Raw genomic sequence first — 20,791 nt, forward strand, 5'->3', positions numbered from 1 at the left:
AAGTCGGTGCGCAGGCGGGCGGGGCAGCGGTACCGTCGTCGAGACGACACGCTGGCTTGAGGGGGTACGGCGATGTTGCCCGAGGCGTTGGCGGCGCTGGCCGCGGCAGGGGGCACCGCGGTGGTGCAGGCGGCCGGGACGGATGCCTGGACGGGGTTGCGGAGCCGGATCGGCGGATGGTTCGGCGGCGACGACGCCGAGCGCCGGCGGACCACCTTGGCGCGGCTGGACGACACCGCGCGCGTCCTGACCGCTCCCGGAGCCGCGGACGACGAGCGCCTGATCGCGGACCAGCGGGCGCGGTGGCAGGTGCGTTTCGAGGACGAGCTGGAGAGTCTGGCCGCGGAGCGGATCGAGCAGGCCGCGGCGCAACTGCGCCACCTGCTAAAGGACTTCACTGCCGCCCCGACCACCACCACCGTCACGGTCCGCGACAACGAGGTCGGTGGATCGCTGACGGTCGTGACCGGCAACCACAACCGGATCGGCCCCGGCGACAGCAGATGAGCACATCCGATCCGGGCGGGCAGTGGACCGGGGTCAACGTCTCCGGGAACCGGGTCGAGCGGAACCTGACGGTCGTGGGGGGCCACCACAACAACGTCACCACGATCGTCCAGGAGAGCGCGGCCGCGTACCGGATCGAGGAGTTCGACCCGCGCGCGGAACGCTGGGAGGCACCCGGCCAGGCCCCGGACCCGGAGCACACTGCCCTCACCGCCAGGCGGCCCTTGGCCAACCCGTCCACGCTGCTGGAGGCCCGGCACGCCGTCGTCCCGTTCACCGGCCGGCGCAAGCAGTTCGACCGGCTGAAGAAGTGGCTCACCGGCGAGCCGAAGCCGCACAGCGACGGGCTGGACGGCCGGACCCGGGTGTTGCTGCTGCACGGGCCGGGCGGGCGAGGAAAGTCGCGGTTGGCGGCCGAGTTCGCCGAGGCGAGCAGCGAGCTCGGCTGGACGGTGTGGCGGGCCGTCGAGGACGTGCTGCCCACCGCCGCGCCCGACCTGCCACCGGCCGGCCCGATCGGCGTCCTGCTGGTGGTGGACAACGCGGAGCGGCTGCCCGCGAAGGACCTCCAGCGACTGCTGGCCGACCGGGCGCTGCACGGCTCGCCCCGGCTCCGGGTGCTGCTGGTGTCCCGTCCGGCGGGGCCGTGGTGGACGGAGGTCGCCTCCTGGGTCGGAAGGTACCTGCACGCGTCCGCCGCGCGGTTCGAGCTGCCGCCCCTGGCCGCCGACCCCGCCGACCGCGCCGCCCTGTTCCGGCAGGCGTGCGAGAGCTTCGCCACCGTGCTCGGCCTGCCGGTCGAGCAGGCCGGGCGGATCGACCCGCCCGCCACCCTGACCAGCGATCCCGACTACGCGCAGGTGCTGACCGTGCACCTGGCCGCGCTGGTGGCCGTCGACGCCGCCCGGCGCGGAGCGGACGCACCCGCCGGCCCCAGGGCTGCCTCCGCCTACCTGCTCGACCGCGAATTCGACTACTGGGCAACCCTGTTCAAGCGCCTGGGCCCGACGGCGACGCCCGCGAGCACGATGGCCCGAGTCGCCTTCACGGCCGCCCTGACCGGCCCGCTCGCCCGACCGGACGCCGTCCTGGCCCTGCAACGGGTCGGACTCGCCGACACCCTGGCGGCCGCGACCGTCCTGCTCGACCACTACGAGCTGTGCTACCCGTCACGCCGCAACCTCGTCCTGGAACCGCTGAGCCCCGACCACCTGCGCGAGGACCTGATCGGCCGCACCGTCGCGCCCGTCGGCACCGCGGTCGGGCTGTTCGCGGAGCGGTACGGGGAGGACGGGTTCGTCGAGGAGGGGTTCGTCGAGGACGGGTTCGTCGAGGAGGACGGGAGCGGCGGCCTGGTGGGACCCGCGGGATCCCACTTGTCGGAACTGGCGGGATCGTGGGCCTCGCACGCGGTCCGGTTGCTGCTCGTGGCCGACGACGACCAGCCGGCGCCCTGGAGCCGCAGTGCGCTGACCGTGCTGGTCGAATCGGCCGGCCGCTGGCCGCACCTCGCGACTGACGTGCTGTCACCGTTGCTGACTGCCGAACCCCAGCTGTTGCTCCGAGGCAGCAGCGCCGCCCTGATCGGCCTGACCGAACTCCACGTGCTCCGCCTGCTCGACCGCGACCTGCTCGACGCCGTCGACCGCGTGCTGCCCGACACCCGCCACACCGACCTCGACGCCGGAGCCGCCGCGCTCGCCGCCCACCTGGCACCGGGACGGGTCGCCGCTACCACCGACCTCGCCATCCACGCCGAGGTGTACGCCCGACTCAGCCGACGCCTCTCGGACGCCGGCCGCCACGAGGAGGCCGTGGAGGCGGCCGAGAAGGCGCTCGCCGCCCGTCGCACCCGCGCGGCCCTGGACCCGGCGGCCGAGGCGCCCGCGCTGGCGGCTGCACTCAGCAGCCTCGGCCACCGGTACGCGCAGGTGGGGAACTGGCCCGAGGCGGTGGCGCACACCGAGGAGGCGGTGGCGATGAGGCGCGAGCTGGTCGCCACCGATCCGGCCCGCTACGAGGGCGGGTTGGCGGTGTCGCTGACCAACCTGGGCGACGAGTACGAGCGTGCCGGCCGCTGGCCCGAGGCGCTGGCCGCCACCGAGGAGGCGGTCGCCGTCCGGCGGCGCCTGCTCGCCCGGGCCACGGCGGCCGGTACGCCCGACCGCGAATCACCCGCCGAGGCCGGCACCGAGGTCCGCACCAGGGCCGCGTCCGAGACCCTCGCCGGGGCCGGGAACGAGATTGCCGCCGAGACCGTCACCGAGATTTCCGCCGACCTCGCACTCGCGCTCGGCAACCTCGCCGCGCTGCTCGGCCGTACCGCGGACCGGGGGGAACCGGAGCGGTGGGCCGAGGCGGAGGCCGCGGCAGAGGAGGCGGTGCGCATCGGACGGGCCCCGGCCGCGGCGCAGCCCTTCCGCTACGAGCCCGACCTGGCGCGGGCCCTGGGCAACTGTGGCGCGATCATCGCGATGGCCGCCCGGCACGCCGGAACCGACCGCGACGCGCAGGCGATCCGGCACACGCGGGAAGCCGTGGACGTGCAGCAACGCCTGAGCGAGCAGGACCTCCGGACGAACGGGCCGCTGCTGCTCACCCTGCTCGGCCATCTCCGCTTCCACCACGTCACCTTGGGCCAGGACGACAAGGCGGCGGCGGTGGCCGAGGACGAAGCCTTCCTGCGGCGCCGGCTGGCCCACCTCGTACCGGCCGGCCTGCTCCCCGAGCTGCCCGCCGACCCTGATCGCCCGGCACTGCCCTTCGCCCTGCACCTGGGTACCCGGGCGGAACTCGTGGCGGTACCGGCGCTGTTGCTGGGCGCCTGGTGGTTCTCCGAGGAGTTCGACCGACACCCCGGCACCACCCGCGGCCGCGACGACCGGCCGGACACCGACCGCCCGGCTCCGCGCAGCTCTCGTCCGGTCCCTGACGGATCGACAACTTCAGCTGAGAGCCCAGGATCTGACGGTCCATCAGCGACGGTCGGGCACGTGCCGGGCGGCGGGTCGTGGTGGGGTGCTCCGGTGCGGCTGGTCCGCGGGGCGCCGGCTGTGGCCCGCCAGTTGGCGGTGTCACCGGGACCGACGTCGGAGCAGTTCGCGCCGATGGTCAAAGGGGCGGCGGCCGCGCTGACGGCGCTGGTGGTGGCGCTGGGGGCGTCGCTCGGCGGGGACGCCCCGCACAACGGGCATCCGGGCACCGCTCCGCCGCCCCGGGCCACCCGGACGCTGAGTCCCACGCCCGGCGGCACCGCAGGCAGCGACCCGTCCTCGACCGCGAGTCCGTCGGGTGCGCCGCCGACCGGCTCACCGACCGGCGACCCCGTGCCGAGCGGTCCGCCCACCAGCCTGCCGCCCGGCGACGGACCCCCCGACGGCGGTGGGCCGGGCGGTGGCGGTTCCTCCGGCGGCGGCGTTCCGTCCCAGCCGTCCGGCGGGAACGGCGGCACGAGCGGCGGCGGTACGACGGGCGGCGGCGGTACGGGCGGGCCGTCGGACGGGCGGGCGCACTGGGGCTACGCGTACGTCAACCTCGCCTCGGCCAGTGAGGCGCCACTGGGTGTGCCCACCGAGTTGGCGCCCAGCTGGCAGTGGTCCACCGACGCGGCCGGGGCCGAGGCCACCGTCACCCGTACCGCCACCGGCGACTACCAGGTCCGGTTGCCCGGGCTGGCCTCCACGACCGGGATCGCCCACGCCACCGCCTACCGGATCAACACCCGCGGCCGGACCTGCACGGTCGCCGAGTACGGCCCGTCCGGGCGCGACGAACTGGTCCGGGTCCGCTGCTTCGACGAGAACGGCGCGCCGATCGACTGGTGGCACACGGTGTTCTTCACCGCCTCCACCGGCGGCGGGCGGCCGTACGCGACGGTGCGCTACGACGCCCCGGGTGGCGCCACTGCTCTCAACCCGGTGGCCAACAGCGGCACCGTCAACTCGGCGGGCGGGACGGTCCGCGTCCTGCACGACGGCACCGGCCGCTACCGGGTGCTCCTCGCCGGCGCGGCGTTCGCCCCGAACACCGGCCACGTGCAGATCACCCCGTACGGCACCGGCACTCCCGTGCACTGCCAGCCGGATCAGACCGCGACGCAGGGCGGCGCGCTGGTCGTCCCCGTCACCTGCTGGGCCATCGGCTCGTCCCCGGTGGCGCAGCCGGCCGACTCCCAGTGGCTGCTGTCGTACGTCGACGGGGAGGGACTGCACGGCGACCCGTCCGTCCCGGCCGCGAACGCCGCCAGCACGTCCGCGGACCCGTCCAACCAGACGCTCGACACCGCCCACTCCTACAGCGCGGACGGCACCCGACCCACCATCACCCGCCTCGGCCCCGGCAACTACCGGCTGACCTGGACGACCGGCGGTACGTACGGCGGCAACGTCCAAGTCAGCGCGAACGGCGGCAGCGGCTACTGCATGCTCGGCTGGATCGGCGACTACCAGACCCTGCCGGTAGTACGCATCGACGTCGACTGCCTCAACCCGGCCGGCGTCCCCACCGACGGCGCCTTCACCCTCTCCTACGTCCGCCGCCCGTGAGACCCGGCGCGGAGCGGCGGCCGCGTCGTCGAACCCGACGGGGTGCAGGTCGGCGCGCTACATCATGTCGCTCGGGGTGAGCCCCGGCAGCAGCCAGCTCTGGAACGGTGCCAGTACTGCCAGGACCAGGAACGCCACCCCCGCGACCCGGGCCAGTTGTGGCCCGCGGCGCCACAGCTTCTCCAGGAAGATCACCACCGCGATGGCCGCCATCGCGGCCACGTTCATCACTCCGAGCGGGACCAGCGCCAGCATCAGCGCCCAGCAGCAGCCCAGGCAGTACCCGCCGTGGTGCAGCCCGACGCGTAGGTCCCGCCCCGGCGGGCGGAAGGACGCGTAGCGCATCAGCTGGGTGATCGGGCTGCGGCAGTGCCGCAGGCACACGTACTTCAGCGGACCCAGCTGGTACAGCCCGGCGAGGGCGAAGGCGGCAGCGCCGATCCACTTCCCGGCGTCCGGTTCACGGTCCACCAGGTCACCGGTGAGCGCGAGGCCGCCGTACGCCAGCAGCCCGAAAGCCGTCCACGCCAACAGGTAGCCGCCCAGGAACTCGGTGGTCCGCGCTGCCCGCTCCGCGCCGCTCGACTGCCGGCCGATGGCGCGGGCCCAGGTCACCGCCACCGGCGCGACGGACGGCAGCATCATCGCCGCCATCATCGCCAGCCACAGCACCAGGAACAGCGGCAGCGCCATCCCCATCGTGCCGGGCTCGATGCCCATGTCCCGGGCCTGCCCGACCGTGAACACCCAGGCCAGCCCCGCGATCACCACGATCAGGCCCCACGCCACGGCCAACTCCCGGGCGGGCATCAGCACCCCGGTCCGCAGCGGCTGCTTCTCCACGGTCACGGTACGCATGCTGCTCTCCTGCCTGGTCCCTCCAGGACAGCACACACCCGCCGACGACAACACCCGGTCGGGTCCCGGTCGCGGCGGCGCACCTGGGCGGCGACTACTCGGAGGGACGACTACTCCGAGATCGGCGGCGTCCGGCATCGCCGGTGTCCCGGCCGCGGGCGGCGGGCCGCCTTCTTCATCGACGAGCGCGCCGACGAGCAGCAGCGCGCCGCACTCGGCACGATCTTCAGCGGCCAGGTGGGAGGCTGGCCGAAACAGTTCGGCGAACTCGCCACGACCGAGGTGCGCGGCATGGACGTCGCCCCCATCACCGTCGAGATCGACGACGACCTCCGGACCTGGAGCGTCGAGATCCCCGGCCGGGTCACCGCCCGCGTCGAAGCCCTCACCGGCCCCACCTCCCCCGAGGGCGGACGCGTACAGCTCCACAACGCCCCCGGCGCCGAAGTCGGACCAGGCCAGATCGCCACCTGGGGCCGCGCCACCACCGACCACGCCGACGCCTTCGGCTTCAGCTGGAACCGCAGCGGGAAGTCCAGCAAGCACTTCGCGTTCGACTGGAGCGGCCCCGACTCCTAGGGAGCTGCCCGGCCGAGGCGCTGGCCAGCCCGACATGGCAGCGAGAGGTCTGGCTCGATCCGGATCAGTTCGAGGACCACGGCTACACCGTGCACGTGCTCGTCGGTGACTTCTGCGATGCGAACAATCCCTCGCCCTGGTTGGGCCAGTGCCTTCGCACCGAGGAGGAGGTCGAGCTGATGTCACGTCTCGGTGCCGCCTACAACGCGGTGCAGGCCTCGGTCGGCGCCGCTGCCCGAGACCTGGTTCGTCGAGCCGCTGGAGAACGGGTGTGAAGTCGCCGTCACCATCGCCGGCACCGTCGCCTCAATCCTGCGCCGGATCTGATCCTTGACGACCGACCCTGGGGCGCTGCGCGCGGACGTGGCGCACGTACGCCACTGTCACCACCACCGGGAGACCGGCCACGAGGAGGGAGAGCCCCACCGGGAACACCCCTGTCCACACCGCCGGTGACACGTACGCCGTGCCGGACGTGCCGTCCACCAGCCACGCACGGACCGGTTGCGAGTCGACGTTGCCGGCGATGGGGACGTTGAACGACGAGCCGCCGTCATCCGGGGTGAAGGTGCCCACGCAGGACGTCGACGTTCCCGCGTTGGCCACGGTGTTGTCGTACGTGTGGCATTCGGTGACGGTCACGGTCCCGGGCGTGCCCCACAGGGCCGCCCGTAGTTCCTCGGTGAAGTTCGTCAGCAGGACGTAGGCCAGAATCAGCCCGACCAGGCACGCCACCGCCAGCCACGGCGCGGGTCCGACCTCCTCCGGCTGCGGTTCTCGAACGTCGTCTCCACCCGCGCCCATCCCCACCCCCGGATCGCTGACGGACCTCCATGGTGACCGATCCGAAGCACCCTCGGAAGCCCCTCTGCGCATCACGGCCGGCTCAGGACTGCAGCCGCAGTTCCTGTGACTGGTTCGCGAGCCACTCGTAGAGCCGGGCGGCTACGCGTCGTCGAGGACAGCGGCTTGACGGACAACCTCGAAGGTGCCTGACGCATCGTCAAGGACCGCGAGCACAAGGTGACCCGTGCCCGAAACACGGAACGACCACGGGAAGTACGTCGGGCCGTCCCCTTCGGCCTAATCCCGGCGTGACGGCGGGGCGCCGAGCCCACCGTGTGTCACGGTGAGGATCGAGCTGGCCCACTTCTCGTTGTCCACTGGAGGTTGTGAATGACCGCTCTCCGCAGGAGCGCATTCGGCCGCAGAGTCGCCCTGGCCGCCCTGACCCTGTCACTGGCCACCTTTGGAACAGGGGTGCAGCCGAGCTACGCCGCCCAGGCGCGCGCCGGCCTGCCGCAGGAAGGCACATCGTGGCTGCCCGACCAGATCCTTCAGCCCCTGGCCCACATCCCTCTCATCGACCTCATCACCGGGCCCGGCCTGTCGGACACACCGACCAAAACCTTCTACGTCGTCAATGACACGTACAAGTACACGGCCAAGGTTGCCACCTGGACCAACCCGGACAACATCGACCCGCTCTGGGTTCCGCCCTCGACCGCGGTGGGCACCACGCTCGCCATGGGCGCGTTCCACACCTGGAACCTGAACTTCGACTTCGGCGCCGCCGAGTCCGTGGTGACGTATGAACTGGACGACGCGAGCGGACACTTCGTCAACATTCTCGACATCGACATGAAGACGAGCGCCGTCAACCGCGGCAGCGCGAGCTGCGCCACCAGCGCTGACGTCAAATGCAACGTCTCATGGACCGAGAACAATTCGGTGATCATCGACCTCCGCACCAACACCATCCCGCCGGCCTGATACTGCGGCCGCACTGACGGGGGCCGGTGGCTGCGGCGGCGGCAGTGCCTGCCGAGCAGACGGCGGATCTCGTTCAACCTCAGTCGGATCAGGTCGCGGTCGGTTCCCTCCTTTCGGGGGCGGTGGGCAGGGGCGTGGCGGACTTGGTAGTGGTCCTGCCCTGCCTCGTTCTTCGCAGTCTGCAAGACCTCCTCTCTTGCCCAGCGGGCTCCGGCCGCTGGGACGATGTCGGCCACTCGCGCTGGCCCTGGGCACCGCTGCCGGCGGAACGGATGTCCCAGGCGTGTTCCGGCAGGATCACCGCGAGCGTGTGGGCGTTCTGTCCTGGCGGCCCCAGCCGGTGCTTGCAGGCGATGGTCAGCACGTAGCTGATCTCGTGCTCGGTCAGCCAGGCACGCAGGACCGGGATCCTGCCCGTATACCTCGTCACCGGTCACCCAACGGAACGGCACCCCGGCGGCCACTGGCCGACAGGGACGACGTGGCCGAGCCTCGGCCGTGGGACCAGGCCGCAAGCCGACTGGCCGCCGGCGCGCAGCGAAGCGCCAACGCTTCGTCCCGTTGGCGCAGACGCCGCCATCCCGGCCATGCTCGCGGCTCCGTTCGGAGCGTCGGCATCGGGAGGGCGACCAATGTACTGGCTACGCGGTGACATGTGTGAGCTTTCCGCGCTGGCCACACAGAGCCCGTCAACCTCGCCGAGCCAGCCTTCACGCTCGGCTTCGGCGATGCGGGCGATGAGGTTCTCGAGGATCTCCTCGAGGCGGTCGCGTTGGGCCGGGTCCCGCCCGAGGAGTGCATGAGCGGCCGGACAGCGCCTGCCTGATCGCACGGCTCGGGACGATGCACTGGGGGGAATGGTCAGAGGGCCATGGCGGTGATCCACACGACGGGGTGCGCCGGATCGCTCGAGCTGTCCACCGCCAGGGCTCGTGGGTTCTTCTCCATGCCACTGCCGGGACCGTCCTGGCTGTATTCCATGGCGGGGTTGACCGGCGGGGTCAAGCCGCACGGGCCCTGAGCAGCCTGGACGGTCGCTACGGGGCCGCGGACGGCCCAGTCGCCCACGGACACCTCGGCGGTGGCGCTCGGTGGGTTGAAATGGCTGGCCTCGAGGAACGCGGCGAGGTCTGCCGGCGTAGTGGTGAAGCGCATCGACAGGTCCGTCTCGCCCCGCAAACCACCTGTATCAGCGGTGAAGACGAGGTTCGTGGCGGCGAGGGGAACAACGAGGTTGAAGTGGCCGGTCGCATCGGCGAGGGAGATGTTGTTGCCGCTGGTCTGGGAACAGACTCGCGAATCGGTTGCCGCGACATGGTTGTCCGGTGGTCCGAATGCCGAGTCGAGCACCGACTTCGCCCCCCAGCCGAGCAAGCCCAGCAGTATGGCGGCGCTCACCAAGATCGTCAGGCGTCCAGGTCTCTTCAAGGCCCCGTGCACCCCTCACGAGAAGATCAGAGCGCGATCATATTCGGCTGGCGTCCGAAGGAATCGGACTGGGCCCTGCCTCAACCGCCAAGTCGGTGAACGTTCCTGGTCACAGCACCAGCTCAGGAGGCCCGGGGGCCGCCCGTGCTGTGACGGACGATCAGTTCGGGGGTGATCGTGACGTGTCGCGTCGGCGCCGCCGGGTCCTCGATGCGTTGGAGGAGCAGGTCGATGCCGGCCTGGCCGATGGCGGTGAAGTCCTGGCGGACGGTGCTCAGTGGGGGACTGAAGTACTCCGCCTCCGGGAGGTCGTCGAAGCCGGCGACCGCGATGTCCTCGGGTACCCGGAGGTCGGCCTCGCCCAGTGCGCGGAGTACGCCGAGGGCCATGTGGTCGTTGGCGACGAACACGGCGGTCGGGCGGGACCCCTGTTCCAGGCCCCGGTGGGCCGCGGCCAGGAGCTTGCCCGCGCGGTAGCCCGAGGCGGCGCTCCAGTCCCCGTTCAGGTGCTCAGGGGCGTGGACGCCCGCGTCCTCCAATGCGGACCGCCAGCCCTGGAAGCGTCCCTCCGCCTCGATCCACTGGCGGGGACCGGCGACGTGCCACACCGAGGCGTGCCCGAGCGACAGCAGATGCTCCGTCACCATCCGCGCGCCCGTGTACTGGTCCAGCGCGACCCCCGGCAGGTCGAGGTCGTGGCCCCCCTCCACCGTCACCACGGGGAAGGGGTGCGTCATCCGGGCGAGCGCGGCCACCGCGCCCTGGTGCGGGGTCATCACCACGACCCCCTCCACGCCCCAGGCCGCGAGGTGGTCCAGCGCCTGCTTCAGCGCCGTCTCGCTGAGCTGGTCCAGACTGACCGCGGCGACCAGGTACCCCGACCGCCGCGCCGCGTGCTCCAGCCCGGCCAGCGTGCTCGCCGGGCCGTACAGCGTGGTGTTGGCCGCGACGACGCCCAGGGTGCGGGAGCGCCGGGTCACCAGGGCCCGGGCCGCGGAGTTCGGGCGGTACCCGAGCAGGGCGATCGCCTCGCGCACCCGCTCCCGGGTGGACTCGCGCACGTTGGGGTGACCGCTGAGCACGCGGGAGACGGTCTGGTGCGACACACCCGCCTCCCGGGCCACGTCCTCCATCGTTGGCGCGTGCCTGTCGCCGACCTCGCCCACGTGCCCTCCAGGCTCCGAATCCGGTGCGGCCCCGATGACGCGCCGGTATCCCCGCAGCGTACTCAAGCCCGCAGCGTGTTCGAGCGGCCGCATGACGATGGCGGACGACGTTGGCGGGCGACGACGACGGACAACGATGGCGGACGACGTTGACGGACGCATGGAGCACCTCGGTGACGAACGCGTGGCGACCCAGCCGGGCTGGTGGCGGGGAGCACGGCTTTGACGGTGTACAGCGGACCGCGCCATCAGCTGATTGTTAGCGATAACAAAGCGCCAAGGCAAGGGTGCTGCAGCGGGCGGTTCGGGCGAAATCGAATCCCGGCGGGAGCCTTGACGGCGTCTCCGGCGGCTCCCATAGTGATGCCCGGCCGTCCATCAGCCGAACTCCCTTCCACTCCAGCTGTCCTGAGCCGACGTCAGGGACGATTGTTAGCGCTAACAGTTCGGCTGATCGCGGCACCCCTCGATCCCCACCCGAGCGAACCCCCAGCAAGGAGCCCACCCTTGGCTGTTCAGACGTGGCTGCGCCGCGCCCGGCGCGCCCTCCTCGCCACCGGGACCACCGCGGTCCTGACCGCCGCCCTGGTCACCGGAACGTCCTCGACCTCGCAGGCCGCGACGCAGGGGCCGTGCGACCTCTACGCCTCCGGCGGCGCCCCCTGCGTCGCGGCGCACTCCACCACCCGCGCCCTGTACGGCGGGTACGGCGGCGCGCTGTACCAGGTCCGCCGGGCCTCGGACGGCGCGACCAAGGACATCGGTGTGCTGAGCGTCGGCGGCTACGCCAACGCCGCCGCGCAGGACGCCTTCTGCGCCGGTACCACCTGTGTGATCACCGTCATCTACGACCAGTCCGGGCGGGGCAACAGCCTCACCCAGGCCCCCGCCGGCGGCGCCGCGGGCGGTCCCGACAACCTGGCCCCGGCCACCGCCGCGCCGGTCACCGTCGCCGGACACCGGGCGTACGGCGTCTACGTGGCGGCGGGAACCGGGTACCGCAACAACCACACCAACGGGATCGCCACCGGCGACCAGCCCGAGGGCATGTACGCCGTCCTGGACGGCACGCACTTCGGTGGCGGCTGCTGCTTCGACTACGGCAACGCCGAGACCAACAGCCTCGACACCGGTAACGGCCACATGGAGGCCATCTACTTCGGCGACAGCACCATCTGGGGATCGGGCACCGGCAGCGGCCCCTGGGTGATGGCCGACCTCGAGAACGGCCTGTTCTCCGGCGTCAACGCCGGCTACAACGCCAACGACCCGAGCGTCAGCCACCGCTTCCTGACCGCCGTCGTCAAGGGCGCCCCGAACCTGTGGGCGATCCGGGCCGGCAACGCCCAGTCCGGCGCCCTGTCGACGTACTACAGCGGCGCCCGCCCCAACGTCTCGGGCTACAACCCGATGCACAAGGAAGGAGCGATCATCCTCGGCATCGGCGGCGACAACAGCAAGTCCTCCAGCGGCACCTTCTATGAGGGCGTGATGACCTCCGGCTACCCCTCGGACGCCACCGAGAACGCCGTCCAGGCCAACATCGCCGCCGCGAACTACCAGGTGGGCGCGGTCACTTCGAGCGCCCTCACCCCCGGTGCGCGGGTCTCCCTGAAGGCGACCACCGCCTGCTGCACCGGCGACTACCTGCGCCACAACTCCGACGCCACGGTGGCCATCTCCCCGATCACCTCCGGCAGTTCCGCCGCCGACCGGAGCGACGCGACCTGGATCGTGCACGCCGGGCTGGCGGACAGCTCCTGCCTGTCGTTCGAGTCCGCCGCTGCCCCGGGCCAGTACCTGCGGCACTACGGCTTCCAGCTGCACACCGCCGCGAGCAACGGCACCGCCCTGTTCAACCAGGACGCGACGTTCTGCCTCCAGGCCGGACACAGCGGCCAGGGCTTCTCGTTCCAGTCCGCCAACTACCCGAACCGGTTCCTTCGCCACTACAGCTACACCGGCTACGTGGCCGGCGACGGCGTCGGCGGCAACACCTGGGACAACGCCAACGCGTGGGCCGAGGACACCTCCTGGCTGACCGCGCAGCCCTGGGCCTGACCGCCCGTCCGCACCACCTCCCCCGGGGCCTCGTCAGAGGCCCCGGGGCACACCTGTCGGTCCGTCGGCCCGCCCGGCCGGCACCGCGGTTGCCCCTGCGCGTGGCCCGCCCGACCCACCGGACGCGGTGGTCAGGACTTCCTGAGGCCGTTGAGGAGGAAGTCGACGCGGATGTCGATGTTCTCCGGGTCGAGCCGGTCGGTGTTGAGCAGGAGGCGGTAGTAGATCGGGCCGAAGAGGAGTTCGACCATGGTGCGGGTCGGCGCGTCGGGGCGGAGTTCGCCGGCCGCGACGGCCCGCTCGAGGCGCTCCTGCCAGCGGGCGATGCGGGGTTCGAAGAAGGTGGTGCGGAGGTCCTCGGCCAGGCGCTCGTCGCACTGCGCGTCGGCGATCAGGCCGCGCCAGACCGTCCCGAGGCCGGTCTCGAGCATCCGCATGACGGCCTGCGCCGCGGTCGCGATGTCGGCGGCGACGTCGCCCGTGTCGGGCACCCGGCCGGCCGGTCCGGTGCAGTCGTTCAGGGCCTCCAGGACGACCGACGCCTTGCTCGGCCACCAGCGGTAGATGGTCTGCTTTCCGACGCCGGCGGCCGCGGCGATGGCTTCCACGGTCACCTTGGCGTAGCCGTCGCGGATGGACAGTTCGAGGGCGGCGTCCAGGATCGCGCGGTGTGAGCGCTGGTTCCGCAGATCGGGATTGGGGGCGGGGGTCATCATTGCAGATTCCTTCAGGAGACGATCCGTCTCGTCTTGACGGCCCAGTCGGAGTGGACCAGGATGATCAAGTCAAGACGAGACGTAGCGTATCGCGCCTTGACGGCGGCCCGGTCCATGGGTCGTCCGCATCTCCGTCACCCTCGGGAGAACACCCATGCGTGCAGCACGCACCGCCAGGACCGCCTCGCACCGGAGCGGCCCGCAGGCTTCCGGGCTCGGGCCGGCGGGCGATGCGAAGGTGACGACGCATCAGCAGTGTTGCCTGGAGCGCGACTCGGTGTGGGACATCGGTGCCTGACCGGCCGCGCGACGCCAGTCTGCTAGCCTGCCGAAAGCCGGGCGAGCACCTGCGATCCACCGCCGAACAGCGCCTCGACGACAGCGTCCTCGGATGCGAGTCAACCCTCGGAGAGATCCCCTGCATCCCGTGGATGCCTGGATCCGGAGCGGCCCCGATGATCCCCACCGGCAGGCACGAGCGGCTTTCCCGACGGGTCGCCAGGGCGCGGCACCGCGCGGCCGAGTACGGCTTCGCGGTGGCGGCCATCGACGCTCCCAGGTGTGGTGACCGGCCCCGGCCGGTCGCTGACGAGCGGACCCGCGCGTAGCTCCGCGGGCCGGTTACGAGGACGGAACGGCGTCGGCATGCGGTCGGAGGCGACCGAACCGCGTATCTCGGCGGGCCCGTCCGCTTCGCCGGGACGTTCGTGCAGCAGGGAGAGGACCCGGCGCGCAGATCCGGGCGCGCGTGGGTCGAGGTCGACGGCGTGCGGGCGGGTACTTCTCGCGGCACCTGAAAGTGACGACGGGCCGTCAGAGCGGCGGCGCGCGGGAGGAGTCGGAGTCGGCGGTCAGGACGGAGAGTGGAACGGCGGCGGGGGCTGATGCGTCGTCAGGGCACAGACTTCAGTAGGCGTCTCGGAGACACGGCGGGGGAGCGGGGGAGTTGTGGACGACTGGTCGGCAGGCTTCTTGGACGAGGGAGCGGGGGACGAGCAGGACGGGGTGGTGGCGGAGGGCACGGCGATGACCGGACCGCTGCTGGAAGCGCTGGACGCCGTGGTGTGGGACGGCTTGGAGACCGGGCACCCGACGGACCCGGTCGAGACCGTGCCGCAGACGCTCCGCCAGCTCGCCCGGGCGGGTGCGCAGGCCACCGAGGAGGACTGCTACCCGCTGTACTCCCTGGTCACGGCGGAAGGGACGGAGACGCCGTCCGCGGCCGCCGCCGCCCTGCCGTTCGTCATCGCGCTCGCCGCGGACCCCGCGATGGGCGCACGGGTCCCGCTGGTCGACCTGCTCGCGGACCTCCAGGCACCGGCCCTGGCGGGCGCGGACTGGTCGGGAGCCCGGGCGCTGCTGCGGGACCCCGAGCCGGCGGTGCGGCGGGCGGCGATCCGGCTGGCCGAGGTACCGGGGCAGGTGCTGGAGCGATGGCGGGTGGAGACCGACCCGACGGTGCGGGTCGCGCTGCTGCTCGCGCTCGGCGAGGCCGTGGCGGGAGCGACGGCGGCCGGGGGGACGGCGGCTGGGGGCACGGCGGCCGGGGGGACGGTGGCCGGAGCGGTGGCGGCCGGGGGGAGTGGCGGCGTCGTGGACGAGGCGCGGGCGGTGCTGGCGGACGTGCTGGCGGGGGACGATCCGGTGCTGTGGGTCGCGGCCGTGCACGCCTCGGCGGAGTTCGACCGGGACGTTCCGGTCCGTCAGCTGGACCGGCTGGTCGAGGTGTTGGGGGACCGCACGCTGCGGGCGGGGTTCGAGGAGGTCTGGTACACGCCGGGCGTCGAGGAGCCCTGGGCCCGCGAGGACCTGGTCCGGTCGACCTCGTGGTCGCTCACGCACGACCAGGACGCCGAACTCGCCTTCGCCGTCCGGCTGATCGAGACGGCGCACCGCACCGGGGACGCGCCCCTCGCCCGGGAGGCCCTCGACGTGGCGTGGCGGCTGCTGACCGAGCGACGCTCGGCGGAAGCGGCCCTGCTGCCCTGGGCGGGCAGGCTGCTGGCCGATCCGGACGCCGCCGTCCGGCTGCGGGCGGCGAACCTCCTCGCGGCGCTGGGCCGGGTGGCGGCGCCGTACGCCGACCGGCTCGCCGAGCTGCTCGACGACGAGGCGGGCGACCCGGTCCTCGACGGGACGGTCGGCGCGTACGCCCGCTGGGCGCTCGCCCGGATCGGTGACCCGCGGGCACTGCCCGGCCTGGTCGGGCAGCTGCGCGCGCAGGAGGAGGAACAGGGCCGCAGCTACGTGGCCGGCGATCCGCGACGCCCCGAGGTCAAGGAGGTGCTGGTCCCGCTGCGCGCGCACGCGCCGGTCCTGCTGCCGGAGATCCGCGAGGCGATCCGGCAGGGTGGGCCGCGCGGGTCGGCGACGCACACGCTGCTCGCGGTCCTGGGGGCCTGGGGTGCGGACGCGGCACCCGCCCTGCCCGACCTGTTGCCGCTGCTGGCCGACACCTGGACCACGATCCGGGTGATCGACGTGCTGCGCGCGATGGGACCGGCCGCCGCCGGACCCGCGCTGCACGCCTGCGGGGAGCTGGACACCGCCGGCATCCGGGCCGCGATCGACGCGAGCGGGGCGTACCTCGACGCCGACCGGGCGGCGACGCTCAGGTCCTTCGGCTTCTTCGACGTCTTCGACTTCGCCGGCGGCGCGGTCACGGCGGCCGAGCAGCCCGGGTACGGTCCGGTCGGCGACCTCGCCGAGGTCGGGCTCGACGCGGTGCCCGCCGCGGACCGGGGGCGACCCCTGGCGATCGGCGGGTACGGCCGGGTGGCGGCGGACGTCACGCGCTGGTCGATCGCCGGTCCCGCCGAGTCGAGCCTGGAGGTCCTGGAGGAGTTCGTGCTGCCGATCGCCGACGGGGACGACAGCTTCGGCCTGTTCCGGGAGGCGCTCCATGCCCTGATCCGCAGGGGTGAGACCAGTCCGGCGATCCGCGGCGCGCTCACGGCTGTCCGCGCGTCCGACCGCCGCCTGTCCGCGCGGAGCAGCTACGAGCGGGTCCTCGACGACCAGGAGCTGCGGGCCCTGGTCGACCGGGCCCTCGCCGGATCGGCCTGCGCTCCCGACGGTCGGTGACGGGGGGACGGTGACTGAGGGGTGGTCAGAGTTCGGCAGTCTCCCGGACGGTGGGGGACCGGTAGGGAGAGGGGATGAAGACCGGGGAGTCGACCGGTTCGGGTGGGACGCCGGTTGGCGCTGTGTCAGGCCCGGTCGATAGCGTGCGCGAAAGCCTCGGCGACAGGACGTGAAGGAGCGCTCATCGTGATGCCCGAGACGGACCCGGCGAGCGAACTCGGCGGGTGGGACGTCGCGTTGGCCGACGCCTTCGCGATCCTGCTCGGCGCGGACCCGGCCGCGGTGCCCGCCGCGCGGTACGGGGTGTACTACGCCTCGGACACGCTCGACGAGTTCCTGTTCCCGAACTCCTGGGCCACGCCTGACGCCCTGTCGGACCGGACGCCGCGGCACCTGCCGGACCCGGACGGCGCGTACCCGTTCTCGCCCTGGACCTGGCGGTTCGACCTGAGCGAGTCCGTGTTCCGCTTCGAGCCCGACCTGCTGGCGCGAACGGGGCCGTGGGGCGACGACGGGCACAAGGGACCCCGGCCGTTCGACGAGGCCTTCGTCGCCGACCTGCGGACCGTCTCCGCCGAGGACGAAGCCGGGGGAGTGCTGGTGCACGGCGCGGAGTTGGGGGCGCTCCTGGCACGCCACGGCGTCGACCTGACCGGTCCGGGGTCCGAGCAGCTGAACTACTGGCTGACGGCGCTGCTGCGCGTCGCCACCGACGGCACCCTCACCGATGCGATGCGCGCCGCCACCTTCACCGAGCGCGGCCCCGAGCACCTGGTGGCGCCCGAGGACCTGGGCCGCGCCCGCTCCGCCGCCGAGCCCTGGGAGGAGCGCCTGAGCGCGGTCGCCCATCCCGCGCTCCGCGACCACCTGCGCGTGCTCTGCCTCACCGAGGCCGACGCGCGCAGCGAGGGCGGCTGCTACTACGGCGCCGACCACTGGCCGTGGACCGACGTCCTGGAAGCGGTCGACTGCTCCCTGGTCGCCGGCTGGGGGTTCGGCGAGTCCCAGGCCGGTGTCGCCGTCGCGCGGCTGTCGGACAAGCCGGGAGCGCGCCGGCGGTAGGCGGGGAACGGGGGACCGTGCCGAGCGGAGCCTGACGGTGGGTCAGCTCGCTCCGGGCTTCGAGGCCGCGGGCGGGCGGAGCACGCGCAGGCCGGCGCAGCGCCAGGAGAGGCGGGTGGCGTCCGGTCGGGGGCGGGGGTGGCCCAGGCGGCCGGCCGAGACGGACAGGTTGACGATGATCCAGGCGCGCCAGGTGGCGGCGACGCCGACCCGGTCGGCGAACACCTCCCGTCCGTCGACCGACCAGCGGACCGCGTCGGTGCCGAACCGGCAGGCGACGGTGAACCACTGGCCGGGGGTGATCAGGTCGTCGAGGTACGCCGCGGCGCCGGGGGCCGCGTGGTTGCTGAACTCCAGCATGCGGAGATGATCGCCGTGGTACTCCAGGACGTCCACCTCGCCGTGCCCGGGCTGCGGCCGGCCGCCGGCCCGGTCGCGGCCCCAGGTCCAGATCGCCGGCCACGCCCCCTGACTCGCCGTCAGCAGGCAGCGGGCCTCCAGCCGGTCGCCCGGGAGCAGTTCGAAGCCGCCCGCGGTGTTCTCGGTGGTCACCAGCGGGGAGCGCCAACTGGTGCCGCTCTCCCGGACGGCGGTGAACGTGTCGCCCGCCGGCCCGAAACCGGGCACCAGGTGGTCGAGCTTGTTGTCCGCGGGGTTGCGCCCGCTGGGCGGATACGCGGAGGTGGTGCCGGCCGCCCACTGCGAGCGGTCGGAGAACGGAGCGTCGAACACCACCACGGGTTCGTTCGACGCGTGCGCGCTTTCGTGCGAAGGAATGGTCCCGGTCATGGAATCGCTCCCCGGGGTCGCAGGGACTGTCACCCTGATATGCCCGGAAGAACGGCGCTCCGACTGCCGGCTGCCCGGCGCACGGGAGTGGAACGGTCCGGTCCGGTGCTTCCGTGCGTGTTGCAGGGCGCTGCCTGTCGGCCGTCCTTTCAACCTGCTCCCGCCGCCGACTCCGGTGTCAGGCCAGGTGGCTGCGCATCAGGGTGCACATCGTCTCGTGGCGTTGCAGCGAGCCGTCCTCGGCCTCCAAGTCCCAGGAGTCGCGTTCGCGGCCGAAGGCGCGGTAGCCCAGGCGTTCGTAGAGGGCGCGGGTGCGCGGGTTGGCTTCCTCGACGCCGAGTTCGGTGTAGTCGACGCCACCGACCGCCACCGGGACCAAGCTCGGCAACTACTACCGGGACGGCCGGCGCTGGGACGTCAACGGGACCACCACCCAAGGCGGTCAGGGCCTGCACTTCTGGATCGCCGACACCACCGCTAAGGTTCAGCCCGGGGCCCAGGAGGGCCAGGAGTTCCAGGCGTACGTGTTCTCCTGGGACCGGACCGACGCGGCGGGCTCGACCACCTGGAACGGCATGCCCTTCGGGGTCAGCCTGTCCCGCTCGCCCCTTCCCGGCACACCGACGCAGGGCTTCGTCGCCGACGACTGGATCGGCCGCTGGGCGATGAACCACGACGGCTGGAACGGCACCCTGGAGATCACCTCGGCCGCGCCCTTCGCCGCCGCCTACACCGCCTTCGACGGCCGGACGCTCCCCGTCGCCGGCGGCCCGGACGGCGCCCTGCCGCACGTCCTGAACATCACCGTCCCGTTCGCGGCCGACAACATCCAGCCGTTCCAACTCCTCGCCCACACCTGGGAGAAGGACGTGTTCTCCGGCCTCACCCAGTGGGGAGGACTCAACTTCGGCGTGCAGGGCCGCCGGACCTGAGCGGCCGACGTTCGAGCCCTCCCTCAGGTCCGGCGAGCTGACTGTGCGCCAGGTCTCAGCGGGTGCCCGTCGCGGCGGATATCACCGCGGCGGCGAGGCGGGCGTTCTCGGGGGCCGCTCCGCCGCCGGCCCAGAAGCGGCGCCGGACGTAGCCGTACGCCACCCCGGTCACCGGGTCGGCGAAGGCCTGGGAGCCCGCCGCGCCGCTGTGGCCGAAGGCCGTGTCGCCGAGGAACGGGTAGGAGGTCCGCATCCGCTCGAAGCCCAGCCCGAACATGTCCGACTGGCCGAAGAGCAGGTCGACCCCGGGGGTGTGCAGCCGGGAGAACTCGGCCACGGTCGCCGCGGTCAGCAGCGGTTCCCGGCCGTCGAGGCCGGTGGCCGCGGCCGCGTACAGGCCCGCCACGGCGCGCGCGTTGGCCACGCCGCCGGCGGAGGCCGGGCCGAGCGCCCGCAGCGGGCGGTGGTTGGCGTACGCGACCAGGTCGGTCGGCTCGTCGGCGTGCGTGTTGAACGCCACCGCCAGCAGGCTGTCCTTCGGCACCGGGGGCTCCGGGTCCGCCCCGGTCTCCGGGCCCGCCGCGGCCGGCTGCACCGGCCAGAAGCGCTCCTCCAGCTCGTCCGGCAGACCCAGGTACAGGTCGAGCCCGTACGGCGCGCGGACCAGCTCCTCGTACTCCTGCTGCAGCGAGCGTCCGGTGACGCGGCGCACCACCTCCCCGGTCAGCGCCCCGATCACCAGACCGTGGTACCCGTAGGCGGTGCCGGGCTCCCAGTACGGGCGGTGCGGGGCGAGCCGCGCGGCCACCACGCGGTCGTCGGCCAGCTCCGCCAGGGTGAACCCGCCGTCGACGCCGATGGCACCGGCCTGGTGCGACAGCAGCTGCCGGAGCGTCACCGAGCCCTTGCCCTCGGCAGCGAACTCCGGCCAGTAGGACGCGACTTCACGGTCGAGGTCGAGCACGCCCCGCTGCACCAGCAGCGCCACCACCAGGTGCGCGGCGCCCTTGGTCACCGAGAACACACCGGTCAGCGCATCGCCGCCGGACCGCTCGTCGGACCACAGGTCGACCACCCGCCTGCCGTCCAGATACGCCGCGAGCTGCGCCCCCGGCTCGGCGGGCTCCGCCGCGACGACCGCCTCGAACTCGTCCCGGACGCCCTCGAACCCCTCGGCGACCCAACCGTGGACAGTCATGGAGATCCCCCTTGATCGATTAGCTTGATGCTCGATCAACCGGGGGCGAGGACCGGCTATTCCGCGCGCCGGCACGAGTTCGCCGCGTGCTTCC

Annotated in this window: 15 protein-coding genes and 3 pseudogenes; 9 read left to right on the forward strand and 9 right to left on the reverse strand. The window is 72.8% G+C overall.

From position 1 onward, the window contains the following. Positions 1 to 72 precede the first annotated feature (72 nt). Positions 73 to 507, forward strand: coding sequence for a hypothetical protein (locus ACWD4U_RS10520; protein WP_363450339.1), 435 nt, complete (start codon positions 73 to 75; stop codon positions 505 to 507). Next, positions 504 to 5,051, forward strand: coding sequence for a tetratricopeptide repeat protein (locus ACWD4U_RS10525; RefSeq protein ID WP_363450337.1), 4,548 nt, complete (start codon positions 504 to 506; stop codon positions 5,049 to 5,051). Before ACWD4U_RS10520 ends, ACWD4U_RS10525 begins: the two co-directional genes overlap by 4 nt. Positions 5,052 to 5,108: 57 nt before the next feature. On the opposite strand, the gene ACWD4U_RS10530 is transcribed toward ACWD4U_RS10525, so the two are convergent. Continuing rightward, the gene (locus ACWD4U_RS10530) at positions 5,109 to 5,909 is read right to left on the reverse strand and encodes a DUF2182 domain-containing protein (RefSeq protein WP_363450335.1); all 801 of its coding nucleotides are present in this window, start codon (positions 5,907 to 5,909) and stop codon (positions 5,109 to 5,111) included. 165 nt (positions 5,910 to 6,074) lie between these two features. Between ACWD4U_RS10530 and ACWD4U_RS10535 the strand changes: the two are divergent. Together ACWD4U_RS10535 and ACWD4U_RS10540 are read left to right on the forward strand one after the other, a co-directional pair. Further along, positions 6,075 to 6,488: pseudogene (locus tag ACWD4U_RS10535) on the forward strand (DUF1326 domain-containing protein); the annotation flags it as partial. A gap of 20 nt (positions 6,489 to 6,508) precedes the next feature. After that, positions 6,509 to 6,763 carry an SCO4402 family protein gene (locus ACWD4U_RS10540; RefSeq protein WP_449787161.1) on the forward strand — a complete coding sequence of 85 codons (255 nt, stop codon included), beginning with the start codon at positions 6,509 to 6,511 and terminating at the stop codon, positions 6,761 to 6,763. A 31-nt stretch (positions 6,764 to 6,794) separates the two neighbouring features. Here ACWD4U_RS10540 and ACWD4U_RS10545 read toward each other — a convergent pair whose 3' ends face one another. Further along, positions 6,795 to 7,298, reverse strand: coding sequence for a hypothetical protein (locus ACWD4U_RS10545; RefSeq protein WP_363450331.1), 504 nt, complete (start codon positions 7,296 to 7,298; stop codon positions 6,795 to 6,797). A gap of 366 nt (positions 7,299 to 7,664) precedes the next feature. Between ACWD4U_RS10545 and ACWD4U_RS10550 the strand changes: the two genes are divergently transcribed. Continuing rightward, on the forward strand, positions 7,665 to 8,261 hold the full coding sequence (locus ACWD4U_RS10550; RefSeq protein ID WP_363450329.1) for a hypothetical protein: 597 nt from the start codon (positions 7,665 to 7,667) through the stop codon (positions 8,259 to 8,261). Between the two features lie 134 nt (positions 8,262 to 8,395). Here the strand turns inward: ACWD4U_RS10550 and ACWD4U_RS10555 are convergent. The 3 genes and pseudogenes from ACWD4U_RS10555 to ACWD4U_RS10565 form a co-directional block, all read right to left on the reverse strand. Next, positions 8,396 to 8,731 (reverse strand): annotated as a pseudogene (locus tag ACWD4U_RS10555) (IS701 family transposase); the annotation flags it as partial. Positions 8,732 to 9,122: 391 nt separating this feature from the next. Next, the gene (locus ACWD4U_RS10560; protein ID WP_363450327.1) at positions 9,123 to 9,659 is read right to left on the reverse strand and encodes a hypothetical protein; all 537 of its coding nucleotides are present in this window, start codon (positions 9,657 to 9,659) and stop codon (positions 9,123 to 9,125) included. A 152-nt stretch (positions 9,660 to 9,811) separates the two neighbouring features. Continuing rightward, positions 9,812 to 10,822 carry a LacI family DNA-binding transcriptional regulator gene (locus ACWD4U_RS10565; protein WP_363450325.1) on the reverse strand — a complete coding sequence of 337 codons (1,011 nt, stop codon included), beginning with the start codon at positions 10,820 to 10,822 and terminating at the stop codon, positions 9,812 to 9,814. 540 nt (positions 10,823 to 11,362) lie between these two features. Between ACWD4U_RS10565 and ACWD4U_RS10570 the strand changes: the two genes are divergently transcribed. After that, positions 11,363 to 12,916 carry an alpha-L-arabinofuranosidase B gene (locus ACWD4U_RS10570; RefSeq protein WP_363450323.1) on the forward strand — a complete coding sequence of 518 codons (1,554 nt, stop codon included), beginning with the start codon at positions 11,363 to 11,365 and terminating at the stop codon, positions 12,914 to 12,916. Between the two features lie 131 nt (positions 12,917 to 13,047). On the opposite strand, the gene ACWD4U_RS10575 is transcribed toward ACWD4U_RS10570, so the two are convergent. After that, on the reverse strand, positions 13,048 to 13,632 hold the full coding sequence (locus tag ACWD4U_RS10575; protein ID WP_363450321.1) for a TetR/AcrR family transcriptional regulator: 585 nt from the start codon (positions 13,630 to 13,632) through the stop codon (positions 13,048 to 13,050). Between the two features lie 948 nt (positions 13,633 to 14,580). On the opposite strand from ACWD4U_RS10575, the gene ACWD4U_RS10580 reads away from it, so the two are divergent. Beyond that, positions 14,581 to 16,716, forward strand: a complete 2,136-nt coding sequence (locus tag ACWD4U_RS10580) for a hypothetical protein (RefSeq protein WP_363450319.1) — start codon at positions 14,581 to 14,583, stop codon at positions 16,714 to 16,716. 189 nt (positions 16,717 to 16,905) lie between these two features. Beyond that, positions 16,906 to 17,778: a hypothetical protein gene (locus tag ACWD4U_RS10585; RefSeq protein ID WP_363450317.1), complete on the forward strand. Its 873-nt coding sequence runs from the start codon at positions 16,906 to 16,908 to the stop codon at positions 17,776 to 17,778. Between the two features lie 42 nt (positions 17,779 to 17,820). Here ACWD4U_RS10585 and ACWD4U_RS10590 read toward each other — a convergent pair whose 3' ends face one another. Next, the gene (locus tag ACWD4U_RS10590) at positions 17,821 to 18,567 is read right to left on the reverse strand and encodes a LamG domain-containing protein (RefSeq protein WP_363450315.1); all 747 of its coding nucleotides are present in this window, start codon (positions 18,565 to 18,567) and stop codon (positions 17,821 to 17,823) included. 178 nt (positions 18,568 to 18,745) lie between these two features. Then, positions 18,746 to 18,925: pseudogene (locus tag ACWD4U_RS10595) on the reverse strand (GNAT family N-acetyltransferase); the annotation flags it as partial. A gap of 166 nt (positions 18,926 to 19,091) precedes the next feature. Here ACWD4U_RS10595 and ACWD4U_RS10600 point away from each other — a divergent pair. Beyond that, complete coding sequence (locus ACWD4U_RS10600) at positions 19,092 to 19,499, forward strand: hypothetical protein (RefSeq protein ID WP_363450313.1); 408 nt, start codon at positions 19,092 to 19,094, stop codon at positions 19,497 to 19,499. A 55-nt stretch (positions 19,500 to 19,554) separates the two neighbouring features. Here the strand turns inward: ACWD4U_RS10600 and ACWD4U_RS10605 are convergent, their stop codons facing one another. Further along, positions 19,555 to 20,697, reverse strand: coding sequence for a serine hydrolase domain-containing protein (locus ACWD4U_RS10605; protein ID WP_363450311.1), 1,143 nt, complete (start codon positions 20,695 to 20,697; stop codon positions 19,555 to 19,557). Positions 20,698 to 20,791 lie beyond the last annotated feature (94 nt).

This window comes from Kitasatospora sp. NPDC002522, assembly GCF_053595195.1.